Below are 14,971 nucleotides of genomic sequence, written 5' to 3'. Positions count from 1 at the left end.
GTTTCGTGACAGCTGAAGGAGAATCCCTTGTTTAATTTGCTCTACGCTCTCGACCTGATTGGTGAGATCATTGGCTACGCTTACTGGGCGTACAACCAGTTCGCAGCGGGCGTGCCAATCAACGTGCCGTTCTAAGCTGAGAATATTTCGCACATATTTAAGGCTTCGAGGCTTGTTTGCCTCGGAGCCTTTTTACATGGTGTAGGGGGAGAGCAAGTATTTACTGGCTTCCCTTCTCGTGCTGTAGGGTGGCGTCGATCGCTTTTACTGATTCGATGATGTGCGGGATGGTACCGGTCGGGTGAGTGTGGGCGTTATTGGGGATGAAAGTGACATCGGTGCCGCGCTCAGTCCATTCATCGACGAGCTTTTCAGCGGTAGAAAACGGAATAACGTCGTCACCGCGGCCATGCGTGATGACGACTGGAATAGCGGGTGCATCGTAGCCAATATGCTGCTCTGCCAGTATCGATTTGAAAGGCTCGCTGTCAATAAAGTCCTGCACGTTCCTGCCATCGTTGCTGATCCGCTCCACGGTAGTGTCGGCGGTTTTAAGAAGCCCCATGGTGCAGGTATTCGTCGCATCCTGTAGCTTTCGTGTGCCCCTGTCATTGAGATGCGAGTACAGATCCTCGCCATAGGAGTTGCTTAGTCCCAAAAGGGCATACGCCTCGAAGAGGAAATACAATGATCCATCGAGGGCAGAAGGCAACAACGTTAGATCTGTTGGGGCAGCACCAATAGTCGCAAGCTTGATGTTGAGCTCCGGAGCATAGTCGTCATATAGCTCGGCGGCAGCGGCAGCGGCTCCTCCGCCTTGGGAATAGCCATTGATGAATACTGGGTTGGATTCGTTAATGTCCCAGCCATCCAGTTGCTGCGCAGCTCGAATGCTATCGAGGACCGTATGGCCTTGGGATGCACGATCCATGTACGTGTGCATGCCAGGGGTGCCAAGGCCCTCGTAGTCGGTGAGTACTACGGCATAGCCCTTCTTAAGGTACTGATGGAAATAGAACTGCTCGTAGTCTCCTACCCCGTCTGCAATTTTACGAGATGCGGCACAGCGGTCCGCTAAACCTTGGGTTCCCGGCGCAAATGCTACGACAGGGCGTGGGCCTTCTCCGCCCCACTCGGCCTTGGGCTCAATGACCATCCCGCTTACTTGGATCTTTTCTCCAGAACGGTTGGTGGAAGAATAGAGTATGCGGTCTGCCTTATAGGGGCCGACGTTGCTGATGCCAAGTGGATTTTTGGGGTTGCGCACAGATTCTGATCGGAAGAGCTGTCCTGGCTCCGAGGAATCGAGGTCTACCGGATCATGATAGAAAGCAGTGTATTGGTCTCCAATATGGTCACCTGAACCCAACAGCCCTGATGAAAGGGGAGGGAGTTTGGAGGCTTCTTCGGCCATTGATGCCGCCTCTTGTGAATCTTCAGCGGGTCCTGAGCTTTTAAGTGCCTCGTCAATAAAAGAGGATTCTGGAAGCTCTGAATTCTCTTCAATCGGTGGAGCCGATTCGACAGAATCGATAGCGCCGGCGACAGGGGAAGCGGCAGTGATGAGAACCCCTGAGGCCACAAGCGCTAGATAGTTACGGGTTGCAGCTTTCACTACGGGAGCCTTTCAACTTCTTGTAGGGATAATTGAGCGGTATCCGATTTTGAAATTCTGTGTTCGGATACGGGCAATTATTCACTAAAAGCTTTCCCGTACTATTAGGTTGAAATGTTATTTTGAGCCGATCACCCCTACAAGGGGCGAGGTGGACAGCGCAAAGCCAAAAACTGATGATTGAATTTGACTGATGTGTGCCCTAGGGAAAGCGTCTTTCCCATGGGCTGGGCGTATTTATTTACGGGCAAATAGCCGCCAGCCAAAGAAGAACAGGGCGGACATCACGGTCGCAACGATGAGGAAGCTCCAATGTGGCAGGCGGTCATTGACCATGATCCACAGGGCCATGCCGCCGATGATGGCAGACAGCCAGACTACAACGCCCTCTTTCCACTTGCCCTGGACCTTTGTGGCGAGGATGATGGCCCAGCCGATGAGCGCGCCTACCGCCCAAGGCCAGAAGGCATCGACCCAGCTGGAAAAGCTCAATCCGCCGTGGGCGAGGCGGGCGGCGATGGCGAAAATCATCAAGGCGATGATGTCAATGAGCGGAGCGATACGCGTGGAAGTCATACGGTTTCCTTTTCTTTTTCTTTACGGGATAGCGCGGCGTAGGTAATGCCCTTGCGGGCATAGTGCCAGAAGTAAATGACCCAGCCGATAGCGGTGATGAAGGCAAAAGAGATAAGGCGGTAGATGATCGCCGTGCTGGTGGCATCGACTGCGGTCATGCCCGTGGCCACGAGCGTGGCGATGATCGCCGCTTCCACCGTGCCGAGACCCGCCGGAGTGACCTGGGCGGAGCCGGCCAGCTTGGCGGTGAGATAAGCCAGCGCGACGCCGGCGATGGTGGTGGTGTTATCGGCCGAATCGGTCGTTGGCATCTGGCCGGTCACAGCCCAGACGCAGCCCCAGAGCGCGACCATGTCAATGAGCCGGTTGGTCAAGGAGTAGAACGACGCCCAGGCGAATTGCCGGCGGGTGAGGTGCACTTCCTTGAGGCTCTCTACGTGCTCGAGCAGTGCTTCGCGCTTGGAACCCTTTATCAGCCGCTGCTTTTTTACCCAGCGCTCGAGCGTTTCGGGGTGGTTGCTTAGCCAGAAGAGCCCGCCGGAGAGCGCCAGCATCGCTGCCAATGTGCCGATGAGGGACCACAGGGCCATATCGGCATTGAGGAAGAGCACGCCGCCGAGCCCAATAAGCACCAGCCACAGGGTGGAAATGGCCGATGACAGCACGAAGAACCAGCCGCACAGGACCACCGAGGCGCCCCAGGTGCGCTGCACGTGGAAGGTCAAAATGGCAGAAAAGGCGGGGCCTGCGGGCATGGTGGTGGACCACGAATTGGATGCAAAGGTAAGCGCGGCGGTTTCCGTGGCCTCCACCTCCACGCCACCGGCGCGGATGAGCAGGCGCATGACCTCACCCATGGCCACGACGGAGAGGATGGAGGCAACGACCACGAGCGTTACCGGCCCTGGTTCGGCGTGGGAGAGCCGGGAGAAGCCTTCGCTTAAAAAGTCCAGCTCATCGCGGAAGACATAGATGAGGATGGCCAGGATGACGAGCGAGGCGATAACTTGCAGCCAATTTTTCAATTATTTATCTCCTTCAAGGCGCCGCTTTAACTCACTGAAGGGAATGGTCTTCCCACGGCGGGTGGTACTACCAGAAAGCCTAGTGGTCAAGTGGTGCAACCAGCTAGGCGCCCACCAGTTATCCTCGCGCAGCAGGTGCATAACGGCGGGTACGAGGAGCATGCGGACAATGGTGGCATCGATAAGCAGCGCAAAAATCATGCCGTACGCGATGTATTTCATCATCACGATATCGGAGAAGCCGAACGCGCCCGCCACCACGATCATAATCAGGGCCGCCGCTGTGATGATGCCGCCGGTATGCGCGGTGCCTGTGGCGATGGCCTCATCCGTGGAATCGCCGCGCCGCCGCGCCTCCACCATGCGGGAGACCAAAAAGACCTCGTAGTCGGTGGACAGTCCATAAATGATGGCGATGATCAGCACCAGAATGGGGCTCATCAGCGGGCCGGGCGAGAAGTTCAGCGCGCCAGAGCCCACGCCGATGACGAACATGAGCGTGAGGATGCCCAGGGTGGCGCCCAGGGTCAACAGCGTCATGACAATGGCCTTAATCGGCAGCACGAAAGAGCCAAAGACTAATGCCATGAGGATGAAGGTGGCGAGTACGACGTACAGCGCCATCCACGGCAGCTTGTGGAAGAGGGCATCGAGCGACTCGACCTCCATGGCTGGCGTGCCGCCGACATACAGGTTGACGCCCTCGGGCGCTTTGACGTCCTCGAGTTCGTGGACGATTTGTGCGTAGTCCTCGCGGTCCTTAATGCCAGCCGAAAGGACAGTAGTCCCGTCCTTGGTGGCGGTCGATGGACCCATGGGCTCGGTAAGGCCGTCGAGGCCGCGGACTTGCATGACGACATCGACAAGCTGCTCGTTGGTGGCGCCTTCCACCACGAGCTTGACCGGCTCGGTGCGGAAGGCAGGGAACTCGTCGTTGAAGGTATCCTGCGCCACGCGAGTGTCGTGGTTGGGCGGCAGGTAGGTTTCGTTGATGCCGCCGAAGGTGATGCTCATGATCGGCAGTGCGAGCGCAATGAGCAGGCCACAGATGGCCAGGGTCAGGCCCTTGGCGCGGCGCATGGCCCAGCGCGGCAGCTTGTACCACCAGGTGTCCTGAATGGTGCGGGCCGTGCGGGAGGTGCGGCGTACCGACCACAGGTCGATCTTGGGCCCGAGCATGCCAAACAGGGCCGGCAAAACGGTGACGGACAAAAGGGCCGCCAGGCCGACGGCGGAAATCGAGCCATAGGCAACGGACTTCAAGAAGGCCTGGGGGAAGAGGAAGAGCCCAGAGAGCGCGACGGCGACCATCGCCGCGGAAAAGACCACGGTCTGCCCGGCGGTGGCGGTGGTGGTGGCCACGGCATCCTTGGTGGAACTTCCCTTATCCAGTTCCTCACGGAAGCGGGAGACCATAAATAGGCCGTAATCGATGGCCAAGCCCAGCCCCAGCAGCGTGACCACTGCCTGGGCAAAGACGTTGACCTGCAGGAAACCGGCCAGGACGGCCAAAATGCCCAGCGAGCCCAGGATGGATAGGCCACCGACGATAAGCGGCATGAACGCCGCCACTACGGAACCAAAGACCACCAGAAGCAGCAGGCCAACGAGCGGGAGCGCGGCCTTTTCCGCGCGCGCAATATCTTCTGCCATGCCTTCATCGAGGGCGTCCGCCACGGCCGTGGCGCCGGCAACCTTGACCGGCGCGGAGGTATCCGTCAGCGCGCCCTCGATGGCGCGGAAATCCTTCAGGGTTTGTTCATCATCGCCCTTGAGCCCAATGGCAGCAAAGGCCAGCGAGTGATCATCATTGACCAGGTTGGGATTCTTGCTATCGAAATAGCTGGTGACAGAGTCAATCTGGTCCGGGTACTCCTCTTTGAGCTGCGCCAAGTGCTCCTTGGCGGCATCGAAGTTCTCATCGGGCGAGCTAAAGAGCAAAATCACGTCGCCGGAATTATCGCGGCCGAACGTTTCTTGTTCGATTTGCGCCGCGCTTGTCGATGCCGCATTCGGGTCCTCCCAGCCCTCCTGGCTCATGCGTTCCTCGAGCTGGGTTCCAAAGCCTACGAAGAGGGCAAGGATGGCACCGAGGATGACGATGGGAATGACCTTACGGTGCGCGTAGGAAAATCGTCCCCATTTTTCAAACATGTGGGGTAAGCCTCCTAGCTATTATTCAGTAGCGCAGCCAGCGGGCGGAATGGCTGGAGCCATGCACCACCTTCAGGCAGGTTATCCAGGTTGACGCGCGGCAGCGGCTCGCGAAAGACGCCGTCAATATCTTCTAAGTCAACGAACTCGATCTCGGGGTGGCCCACGGCCCAAGAGGCATGTTCGTGGAAACCCAGGACGGTAACAGGCAGGCCCTCATCAATGAGCTCTTCTAACAAGGGCTGAAAGTTCTGACCATCGGCAGAGGCCACCACGACGCCGGCGAGATCATCGCGCAGTTTTTCAATGTGGTCGATCATATCCGGATCCACGTCATCATCCTCGTGGATCTTCGGCTTGGCAAAGACACCAAAGCCCACGTTGCGGATGGCCTCCACCCACGGGCGAATCACATCGGCGCCGCCGGGGGAGACATTGGTAAATACTGCGGCCTGCGGATCCGCATCGACATCCACCGCGCGGTAGACCAGCCACCGGCCGATGGCATCAAAACGCGGGCGGTGCGCCGCGGTGGGGCGCCCGCCGAGCAGCGAGCCGAGCCCCATATCCATATTGGGTGCGTCCCACACCAGTAGATAGGTGCTCATTTACTTCTTCTCCCACAGGTATTCAGTAATGATGTGTTCTTTATCTAGGCCCTTGCCCTCAAACTTGGTGATGATCTGGCGATCCACCAATTGCGGGCAATCCGGCCACGGCCAGCCCTTGTACTCCAGGCTGGGCTCGACGTGTACGAGCTCATCTATCCATTCGGCATAACCGGCGTGATCGGTCGCAACGTGCAGGACGCCACCCTTCTTCAACCGGGAGGCAAAGAGGTTGAGCGTGCCAGATTGGATGATGCGGCGCTTGTGGTGGCGCGCCTTGGGCCAGGGGTCCGGGAAGAAGACGCGGATGCCGTCGAGGGATTCCGGGGCAATCATACGCACCATGACCTCCACGCCATCACCACGGATCATGCGGATATTATCGATGCCCTCGCGCTCCACCTGCCCCATGAGCTTGGCCAAACCGGGCTTATAGAGCTCTACCGCGATGATATTGGTGTCTTGCTCCAGCGGCGCCATGGCCGCGGTGGAGGTACCGGTGCCGGAGCCGATTTCCACGATGGTCTTGGCGCCGGTGCGGCCGAACCACTCATCGACATCGATAAGCTCATCGCTTAAGACGCGGCCCAGCTCGGGCCAGCGTTGCTCAAAAAGCTGGTGCTGGTTATCCGTGAGCTTGCCGCGGCGGAAGGTGACATTGCCCAGGCGCGGGTAGTCCAGGTCATTATCAAAGACCGCATTGAAGTCCGTTTGCGGCGGGCGGCCCGGCGGCATTTCTCCGGCAGGGGTGTTTTGAGAATTATCCGTGCTATTCATTGCGCCCTATTTTTCCCTGTCCAGGCATGGCAAGCAATATGCCGCGCCGGGTATTTTCCCCACCGTATGGGGGAGGGAGGATAACTGGTGGATTCTGCGGGGGTGGTTCTTTGTGGCATAGAATGGGTAAATAGGAAACTTTAATACCCCCGAAATGGTGTGGAGAAAATCACGCTTGATATCACAATTATCCACAGTGTGCTCGGTAAATGTCCGCTCACGGCGGTGGATATAACCGGAGTGGGAAAAATGACACTTAATGTGACCAATATTTTGTCTTTGCCGGTTAATCTGGAGGCGGAAGGCAAAGTTGGGCCGTGATATGCCCCGATTTTCACATCCTATCCAGAGGAGAATTTTTCATGACCGCCACCATTCAGGGCCTCGTTGGAGAGCTGCCTACAGACAATCAAGAACTGATCGATTGGATTAATGAAAGCATTGAGCTTTTCCAGCCGGACGAGGTGGCTTTTGTGGATGGCTCACAGGAAGAGGCTGACCGCCTCGCCGCAGAGCTGGTCGATAAAGGCACCCTCATCAAGCTCAATGAGGAAAAGCGCCCGAATTCCTACTTGGCGCGGTCCAACCCTGCGGACGTTGCCCGCGTGGAATCCCGCACCTTCATCTGCACCTCGAAGGAAAAAGATGCGGGCCCAACCAATAACTGGGCACCGCCAAAGGCCATGAAGGAAGAAATGACGGAGGCCTTCCGTGGATCCATGAAGGGCCGGACCATGTACGTCGTTCCTTTCTGCATGGGCCCGATTAGCGATCCAGAGCCCAAGCTTGGCGTGCAGCTGACCGATTCCGCTTATGTGGTCTTGTCCATGCGCATCATGACCCGCATGGGCGCAGAAGCACTGGACAAGATCGGTACGGACGGCGATTTCGTCCACGCCCTCCACTCCGTCGGCGCCCCGCTGCAGCCAGGCGAAGAGGACGTTGCTTGGCCATGCAACGACAATAAGTACATCACCCAGTTCCCAGAGACCAAGGAGATTTGGTCCTACGGTTCCGGCTACGGCGGCAACGCCATCCTGGCCAAGAAGTGCTACGCGCTGCGCATCGCGTCCGTCATGGCCAAGGAAGAAGGCTGGATGGCTGAGCACATGCTCATCCTGAAGCTGACGAACCCTGAAGGAAAGAACTACCACGTCGCCGCCGCATTCCCATCCCAGTGCGGTAAGACCAACCTGGCCATGATCACCCCCACCATTCCGGGCTGGAAGGCCGAGGTCGTGGGCGATGACATCGCCTGGCTGCACCTGCGCGAGGACGGCCTTTACGCTGTGAACCCGGAAAACGGATTCTTCGGCGTTGCCCCTGGCACCAACTACGACTCCAACCCGATCGCCATGGATACCATGAAGCCGGGCAATACCTTGTTCACCAACGTTGCGCTTACCGATGACGGCGACGTCTGGTGGGAGGATATGACCGAGGAGGCACCAGAACACCTCATCTCTTGGACCGGTGAGGACTGGACGCCGGCATCGTCCACCAAGGCCGCCCACCCGAACTCCCGCTACTGCGTACCGATTTCCCAGTGCCCCACCGCCGCGCCGGAATACGACGACTGGAAGGGCGTCAAAATCGATGCCATCCTCTTCGGCGGCCGCCGCAAGACCACGGTTCCGCTGGTCACCCAGTCCTTCGACTGGAACCACGGCACCATGATCGGTGCACTGCTGTCCTCCGGCCAGACCGCAGCGGCAGAGGGCGAAGTAGGCGCGCTGCGCCACGACCCGATGGCCATGCTGCCGTTCATGGGCTACAACGCCGGTGACTACCTGCAGCACTGGATTGACATGGGTAAAAAGGGCGGCGACCGCATGCCAGAGGTCTTCCTGGTTAACTGGTTCCGCCGCGGCGACGACGGCCGCTTCCTGTGGCCAGGCTTTGGCGAGAACTCCCGCGTTCTTAAGTGGATCATCGACCGCATCGAAGGCAACGTGGAGGCCGAGGACACGGTGGTCGGCCGTACTGCCCGCGCCGAGGACATCGACTTGGAAGGCCTTGACTTCGATATCGACGACGTTCGCGCCGCCCTTGACGTTGACCCGAAGGAATGGCAAGGCGATATGCAAGACAACGCCGAGTACCTGAACTTCTTGGGCTCCCGCGTGCCTGAGGAAGTGTGGAACCAATTCCGCGCCCTGAAGAAGCGCGTGGAGGACGCCGCTTCCTAACGCGTTCATCCGCGGTAAATCCCGCATAAAGCTAACCCCAGCAGCGTAAAGCTCTGGGGTTAGATCTTTGTTGGGGTTAAACAACACATTCTGTGGTTTAGACCTCGGAACGATTCCTGCACTACGAAAGTGGGAATAAATCGTCTCTAGGATTGGTCACGGGTCCAACAGGGCCCCTCGGCGAGTGCCCCAACCGGTGAGGACTGGAACGTCGTTATTCGAGGAGCTTGCTGTAGTGTGGGCGAGCTTTCATTACATGGATTAATAGTTCGTCCCCGTCGGAGGCAACAACGACGACGGTGTCCAGTAGTCGAGCGTGTGTATCAAAACCGAAACGGAGTTCTCGCCATTGGTTAGGGTCATCGTCAAGAGGCTCTATCCACAGTGGATAGGAAGCTGCATGGATTCCGTCGGTTTCTGCGATACCGTGCTTTGTGGCGGATTTGGCTGTTCTCGTGCCGCCGTGAGGGCGTTGATTGCTTGGCGGACAAGCTCAGATCGGGTGAGATTCTTTTCCGTAGCTAGGCGATCTAGGGCGCTAAGTTCATCGGTAGTCAGGCGTACAGCGACGACCTGAGCAGGCTCTGCTCCGCGACCGGGGCGTCCACGTCCGCGCTTTTTCAACATTTCTGGGTCGTAGCCTTCTTCTGCTTCGGAAACCCAATTGTCGAGTTGGTCTTGAGTGATGTTCACAGGCATGAAAATATCGTATAACGAAAATTGTGCGCTGTCGATATGAAGCGTTGTGAGTTTAGGTCCTACCTCGGCTACTGAACTAGCGCTTCTTTCTCCCGCTGCGCAGGGACTCCTTAGCCCGATAGTCCCGCTAGGGCCGTGATTGCTACGACCGTGTTATTTGCAATGTGAATGCACAGGGGAGCGGTAAGTGTCTTGAACCAGAGGCGTGCTAGCACCAAAAAGGTGCCAAAGAATGCGATGTAGAGCATTACTGCGGGGATGCCGTGTGCGAGGGCGAAGACAGCGACGGTGATAAGCGCTGCTGCCCAGGTGGGCATGGAATTTTGCAGCCAATCCAATAGGACGCGGCGAAAGGCCACCTCTTCTACGAGGGGAATGACAAGCGCGGTGCTGAGTACCACCATGATGGTGGCGGCGGGGCTGATCTTTAGTCCGGCGGAAAGGTTATTGCCGGCTGGTTCGCTGCCCAGGAGTGCATTGACGGCACCCGTGGCCGCACCAGAGCCCAGGATGGCGAGGGGAATCCACCACAGCAGGTGCCATAAGGAATGCTCGGCTTTCACAAACCCGGCATCGCGCCACGACCAGCCCAAGCGGCGGGAAAATCCGTACCAGACCGTTCCCAAGCCGAAGAAGGCACCGCCGACGGCGATGCCAAAGGCGACCCAGGAACCGCTCTTTGTAATGAGGCCACAGGCGATGCCAATGAGTGCCGCACCGGCAAATGTGGCGACGACGCTGGCCACGGCCCACCCCAGGTGAGCTGCGCGAACGGTGGGGGAGAGCTGTGAGCGCTGTAGTTGGTCCGGCATGCTGGGCAGTATAGTAGGACAACCTCGGTGCGAGCTGTGGCGCGGCCTAGTCCGGCTGCAGTACCAACGTCAGGTTGGACACGGCGAATTCGCGCAGGCCAGGAACCTTAGTCAGCCACCACGCCCAGCTGGGATGGTAGCGCGGAAAGGCGAGCTTTAGCGCGCCGGTGGACTCGGCCCAGGTGAGGCCTGCGGAGCAGGGGACATTAAATAGTGAGGTGCCAAAGACATTCTTGGGCGGGTGCCCATTGCGGCGGGTATAGCGGTCGCGGGCGAATGCACCGCCGACGTAGTGCTCCCACAGCCCGGTTTCGTGGCCGCCGAAGGGGCCGAGCCAGACGGTATAGCTCATGATGCACAGGCCGCCGGGGCGGGTAACGCGCAACATTTCTTTACCCATATCCCACGGGCAGGGGATATGTTCGGCGACGTTAGAGGAATAGACCACATCGAAGGAATCGTCCGCGAAGGGCAGGCGCGTGCCATCGCCGCGCACGGAATTGCTGAGGTGGATATTGGCCGCCGACATTTCCCCGGCATCGGGCTCAAGGCCAACGTAGGACGCGCCGCGGTCCGCGAAGGCGGCGGCAAAATAGCCGGGGCCGCCGCCTACGTCGAGCACGAGGGCATCGGCAAGCGGCACGCCCAAATCGCGGCCCAAGTTTTCCACCAGCCTGGCCGTATCTTCTGCCAGGCCGCCGTAGAAAATATCGGGGCGGGTTTGCTCGAAGCGGAAAGAGCGCAGCAGCGCCCAGGAGCGGGAGAGCGTGGCCATGTCGCGGGTGTGTTTCATAAACCACTAGGCTAATACCCCACGATGAAAATTCTTTTACTATGCTGGCGCGATTCCACCCACCCGCAGGGCGGTGGCTCCGAGCGTTACCTCGAACGCGTGGGGGAGTACCTAGCGGCGCAGGGCCACGAGGTGGTCTTTCGCACCTCTAAGCACATGAATGCGGCGCGCCGGGAGGTCCGTGATGGCGTGCGCTATAGCCGCGGCGGTGCCAAGTTTGGCGTGTACCCGCGCGCGTGGGCGGCCATCGCGGCCGGGAGATTGGGCTTGGGGGATCTGCGCGGTATTGACGTGGTCATCGATACCCAAAACGGCATTCCCTTCTTCGCGCGGTTGATTTACGGCGCGCCGACGGTGCTTCTTACCCACCATTGCCACCGCGAGCAATGGCCCGTGGCCGGTCCGGTGCTCGGGCGGCTGGGCTGGTTCTTGGAATCGCGCGTGGCACCGCGGGTATATCGGGATTCGACCTACGTCACGGTCTCGCAGGCCTCGCGCGAGGATTTGGAGGCGCTCGGCATTGACGGCGCGCGGATCATCGCCAATGGCCTAGACCCCATTCCGGCGCACGTGCCTTCCCTCGAGCGCGAGGCGGATAAGCACCTGGTGACACTCTCGCGGCTAGTCCCACACAAGCAGATCGAGCACGCCATGGATACGGTGGCGCGCACGCCGGGCGCGGTTTTGGATGTGATTGGCTCGGGCTGGTGGGAGTCGAACCTGCGCGATTATGCCGAAAAGCTCGGCGTGACGGATCGCGTGCGTTTTCGCGGCCAGGTGACGGAAGACTATAAGCACGCCTTGCTCGCGCGTGCCGATGCCCACCTCATGCCCTCCCACAAAGAGGGTTGGGGCCTTGCCGTCATGGAGGCCGCCCAACATGGGGTTCCCACGGTAGGTTATGCGTTTGGCCTGCGCGATAGCGTAATCGATGGCGAGACCGGGATCCTTGTAGAAGAAGAGGGCGATTTCGTGGCGGCCACCCAAGAGTTATTGGAGAACGCAGAGCTGCGCCGGCGCCTAGGGACTAATGCCCGGGAGTTTGCCGCGCGCTTTTCGTGGGACAAGACCGGCGCTGCCTTTGCGCAATTGCTCCAAGGCTTAGTAGCGGGGCGGTCATCCACAGGGCGGTAAGCGCCCACGGCAGCTCGGGGCGCGGGGCGTTGGTCTCTGCGGCGATGGCGCCATCAACCACCACGACGCCCACGCCAAGTTCCGCAAGGCCTGCCATATCTTGGTCCTGCCAGGCGCGCAGCGCCGCGCGGTACTGCGGCGAGGCCTGATCGATGACCTCACCGTCCACGCTGAGCTCGCCGGATTCCACCATGGGCACGGCCTTGGAATAGGGATCGACCGCGACTCCCGGGGTGTCTTCCGTATGCGCACCGCTATTTCCCGTGGGAATCTCCACCAAATTGGGCCGCTCCGGAAAGAATGCCAGGCGGCCGTCGATATCGTGCACCAGCTGCTCATCCACCCCGGTATCGCGGGGAGAAAGCACGGCAAGGCGGGACGGGGCAGGCAGAACCTGAATCGTGGCGGCCACTAGCGCCAGCGCGGCTGGAATCTGTGGCAGCGCACCGATGGAGGCAACGTATAGCGGCAGCGCGAGCATCGTGAGTTTGTGGCTATCGCGCAAGAGTCCCGCCCCCGGAACGTTATCGATGGCCCATTCCAGCATGCTGGGCAGTAGCCAACACGCCAGCGCCCCGCCGAGTCCTAGGGCGGCCAGGATGGTCAAGCGCGCCGGGACGCGGTGCGCACCCGCCAGCGCGAGAACTGCGACGAAGAGCCCGAATACGGCTAAGCCCACGGCCGCTTCGCCATTCCAGATTCCGCCGAGGCGTAAAAGCGCGCCCACCGTGCCCACGTGTTCTTCTGCCCGCGGGGAAAAGGCCGCGACGGCGGCTGCGGCATCGCCGGGCACGCTGGGTTGGAAAAGGCCTGGAACCAGCCACGGCAGCCACAAGAGGCAGCCCGCCAGGGAGACCCGCTTCCGGCAGGTAAAAAGGGCGGTGACCACAGCCAATAGCCCACCGGTGGGGGTAAGGGACGCCCCCCACATGGCGATCAACGCCAGCCAGCTGTGGCGGCGCCCCGCCCAGGCGATGACCGGGAGCAGCCAAGCGACAATGGCCAGGGACCATTGACCTTGTAAGAGGCGTTCGATGACAAAGGGGTTGGCCACCGCGATGGTCATCGCGGCCAGCGCCGCTATCGTGGTGCGAGACCACACCGCCGCGGTGAGCGCGGCGGCCCCGGCGGCGGCAAAGATGAGCACCCGGGCGGCCCACGCGCCGCCGAGTAAGGCTAAAAACCCATCTTGGGGTGCGTTGCGGGCAGGCAGGCTTCCCCCGCCCAGCGCGGATGGGGTAAGCCCTGGATCGTTTAAGAGCACCATATCGCGCCAGAGGAACTCGCCGGGCAGCGCGAAGGGCCAGCACACCGCGGCCACGAGAATAATTCCCCACAGCCCGAGGAGGACGCGCCTAGGCGTGTGCGGCATCATGGGCGTCACGGTGGCGGCGCATGTACTGGTAGGCGGCGAAAATGAGCAGGGAAACACCGATGGCCTTGCCCAGCCAGCCAACGGCCATAAGCCCTCGGATGGCGTAGATTACCGGGCGGACCTCAGCGAGGCGCTCCGCACGGGTATCCTCTGACCACCGGAAATCCGCTGCCAGCACAGAGCGATCCTCTGTGTCATCCTCCGCGATGAGGGTTCCCGCCTGCTGGATATCGGTGGCGAAAAAGACCTTGACGTTTTCCCGGACATCCACGATGGTACCGGTGGTGGGTTCGACCGAAATATCGCGGCCCACGGTATAAAAGGGCTCGACGATGACGGCGGCATCCGCATCCAAGTCCAAAAGCTCGCGCGAGTGGGAGTCATAAAAACGGCTGGCGGGACCCTTCAACTGGAAATCGCCCGTTTTCAGCTCGTCCGTTTGAGTGGTGCTGCCCAAATCCGCGCTGATATTGCTAAAAGTGTTCTTCAGCGGCAGCGGCTGTACGTCCTGGTGATAGGAGTAGATGGGGATGCCATCTACTTTTGAGTCGCCGGTAAAGTCCATCGGCGTGGATTCCTGGGCCAGGAGATCAAAAAATGCGTAGGAGCGCTGCTCCGTGCCGGAGGGGAAGAAATAGGTAAGGCCGTCTCGCTCGAAGTCCTCCCGGGTCAGATCGGCGTTGAACTCGGGCAAGGCGAGGACCCATTTATTGACAGGATCGGCTACCGGGAACGTGGATTCGCGGTTAAGCACGGAGTGCTGATCGATGGTGGCGATTTCCTCTTGGGAGTCCCCAGCTTTTCCAGCAAGCAGGCTGGTGACGGAATCGGTGGTGGCGATGGTGTCATCATCGGCGACCTCGCCGGTGGTAATGGTGCGCTCCAAGGTCAGCGGCCCGTGGTGCTGGTAGCACCACATCGGGGCGGATTTGTCGGCGCAGCGCGGGTCATCGCCGGATGCGGTAGCGGGGGCTTCACCGTCCATGAGGGCGCGCACGTCCATCCATACCGCATCGGTGGGTCCGCTCGAGGTGGAAAAATCTTGATCCAAGCCCAGCGGGCGGGTCCGGTTATTGTAGAGGGTCGGGGCGAGGGTACCAATGAGGAGGAAAATGATTGCGGCAATGACAACCCACGTCCGTGGCGAGCGTGGCCAAAGGTAGCGGCTCATTGCAGTACTATATCCAATCAGTTTCAGGTTTCCGGGGTAAAGG

At 59.8% G+C, this 14,971-nt stretch carries 12 protein-coding genes and 1 pseudogene; 2 read left to right on the top strand and 11 right to left on the bottom strand.

Features of this window, described 5'->3' with window-relative positions:
• Positions 1-220: 220 nt before the first annotated feature.
• The 6 genes from ACLI1O_RS10930 to trmB all read right to left on the bottom strand — a co-directional run bounded on the left by ACLI1O_RS10930 (position 221) and on the right by trmB (position 6,755).
• Positions 221-1,615, bottom strand: coding sequence for a lipase family protein (locus tag ACLI1O_RS10930; protein ID WP_239269286.1), 1,395 nt, complete (start codon positions 1,613-1,615; stop codon positions 221-223).
• A gap of 237 nt (positions 1,616-1,852) precedes the next feature.
• Positions 1,853-2,191, bottom strand: coding sequence for a DUF3054 domain-containing protein (locus ACLI1O_RS10925; RefSeq protein WP_284772119.1), 339 nt, complete (start codon positions 2,189-2,191; stop codon positions 1,853-1,855).
• Positions 2,188-3,216 carry a YbhN family protein gene (locus tag ACLI1O_RS10920; RefSeq protein WP_284772120.1) on the bottom strand — a complete coding sequence of 343 codons (1,029 nt, stop codon included), beginning with the start codon at positions 3,214-3,216 and terminating at the stop codon, positions 2,188-2,190. The genes ACLI1O_RS10925 and ACLI1O_RS10920 overlap by 4 nt, the downstream gene beginning before the upstream one ends.
• The gene (locus ACLI1O_RS10915) at positions 3,217-5,370 is read right to left on the bottom strand and encodes an MMPL family transporter (RefSeq protein WP_284772121.1); all 2,154 of its coding nucleotides are present in this window, start codon (positions 5,368-5,370) and stop codon (positions 3,217-3,219) included.
• Positions 5,371-5,384: 14 nt separating this feature from the next.
• Positions 5,385-5,978 carry an NYN domain-containing protein gene (locus ACLI1O_RS10910; RefSeq protein WP_005285198.1) on the bottom strand — a complete coding sequence of 198 codons (594 nt, stop codon included), beginning with the start codon at positions 5,976-5,978 and terminating at the stop codon, positions 5,385-5,387.
• Positions 5,979-6,755 carry a tRNA (guanosine(46)-N7)-methyltransferase TrmB gene (gene trmB, locus ACLI1O_RS10905; protein WP_284849691.1) on the bottom strand — a complete coding sequence of 259 codons (777 nt, stop codon included), beginning with the start codon at positions 6,753-6,755 and terminating at the stop codon, positions 5,979-5,981.
• A 362-nt stretch (positions 6,756-7,117) separates the two neighbouring features.
• Here trmB and ACLI1O_RS10900 point away from each other — a divergent pair, with 362 nt between their 5' ends.
• Positions 7,118-8,944, top strand: a complete 1,827-nt coding sequence (locus ACLI1O_RS10900) for a phosphoenolpyruvate carboxykinase (GTP) (protein WP_239269280.1) — start codon at positions 7,118-7,120, stop codon at positions 8,942-8,944.
• Positions 8,945-9,400: 456 nt separating this feature from the next.
• Here ACLI1O_RS10900 and ACLI1O_RS10895 read toward each other — a convergent pair.
• From ACLI1O_RS10895 to ACLI1O_RS10885, 3 genes and pseudogenes are all read right to left on the bottom strand, one after another.
• Positions 9,401-9,643: pseudogene (locus ACLI1O_RS10895) on the bottom strand (CopG family transcriptional regulator); the annotation flags it as partial.
• A 110-nt stretch (positions 9,644-9,753) separates the two neighbouring features.
• A complete protein-coding gene (locus tag ACLI1O_RS10890) occupies positions 9,754-10,455 on the bottom strand; it encodes a CPBP family intramembrane glutamic endopeptidase (RefSeq protein ID WP_239275401.1) in 702 nt (233 codons plus the stop codon).
• Positions 10,456-10,501: 46 nt separating this feature from the next.
• Entirely contained in the window at positions 10,502-11,248 is a 747-nt protein-coding gene (locus ACLI1O_RS10885; protein WP_239269278.1) for a class I SAM-dependent methyltransferase, read from the bottom strand.
• A 24-nt stretch (positions 11,249-11,272) separates the two neighbouring features.
• Between ACLI1O_RS10885 and ACLI1O_RS10880 the strand changes: the two genes are divergently transcribed.
• Positions 11,273-12,382: a glycosyltransferase family 4 protein gene (locus tag ACLI1O_RS10880; protein ID WP_239269277.1), complete on the top strand. Its 1,110-nt coding sequence runs from the start codon at positions 11,273-11,275 to the stop codon at positions 12,380-12,382.
• On the opposite strand, the gene ACLI1O_RS10875 is transcribed toward ACLI1O_RS10880, so the two are convergent.
• Both ACLI1O_RS10875 and ACLI1O_RS10870 read right to left on the bottom strand, forming a co-directional pair.
• A complete protein-coding gene (locus ACLI1O_RS10875) occupies positions 12,276-13,757 on the bottom strand; it encodes a hypothetical protein (protein ID WP_239269276.1) in 1,482 nt (493 codons plus the stop codon). The genes ACLI1O_RS10880 and ACLI1O_RS10875 overlap by 107 nt on opposite strands.
• Complete coding sequence (locus tag ACLI1O_RS10870) at positions 13,738-14,928, bottom strand: DUF3068 domain-containing protein (RefSeq protein WP_239269275.1); 1,191 nt, start codon at positions 14,926-14,928, stop codon at positions 13,738-13,740. Before ACLI1O_RS10870 ends, ACLI1O_RS10875 begins: the two co-directional genes overlap by 20 nt.
• Positions 14,929-14,971: the final 43 nt, after the last annotated feature.

Origin of the sequence: Corynebacterium sp. LaCa78, assembly GCF_046717505.1 — a bacterium.
Taxonomy (GTDB): domain Bacteria; phylum Actinomycetota; class Actinomycetes; order Mycobacteriales; family Mycobacteriaceae; genus Corynebacterium.
The sequence above is the reverse complement of the archived record's forward strand: the minus strand, read 5'-3'. Positions and strand labels throughout refer to the sequence as shown.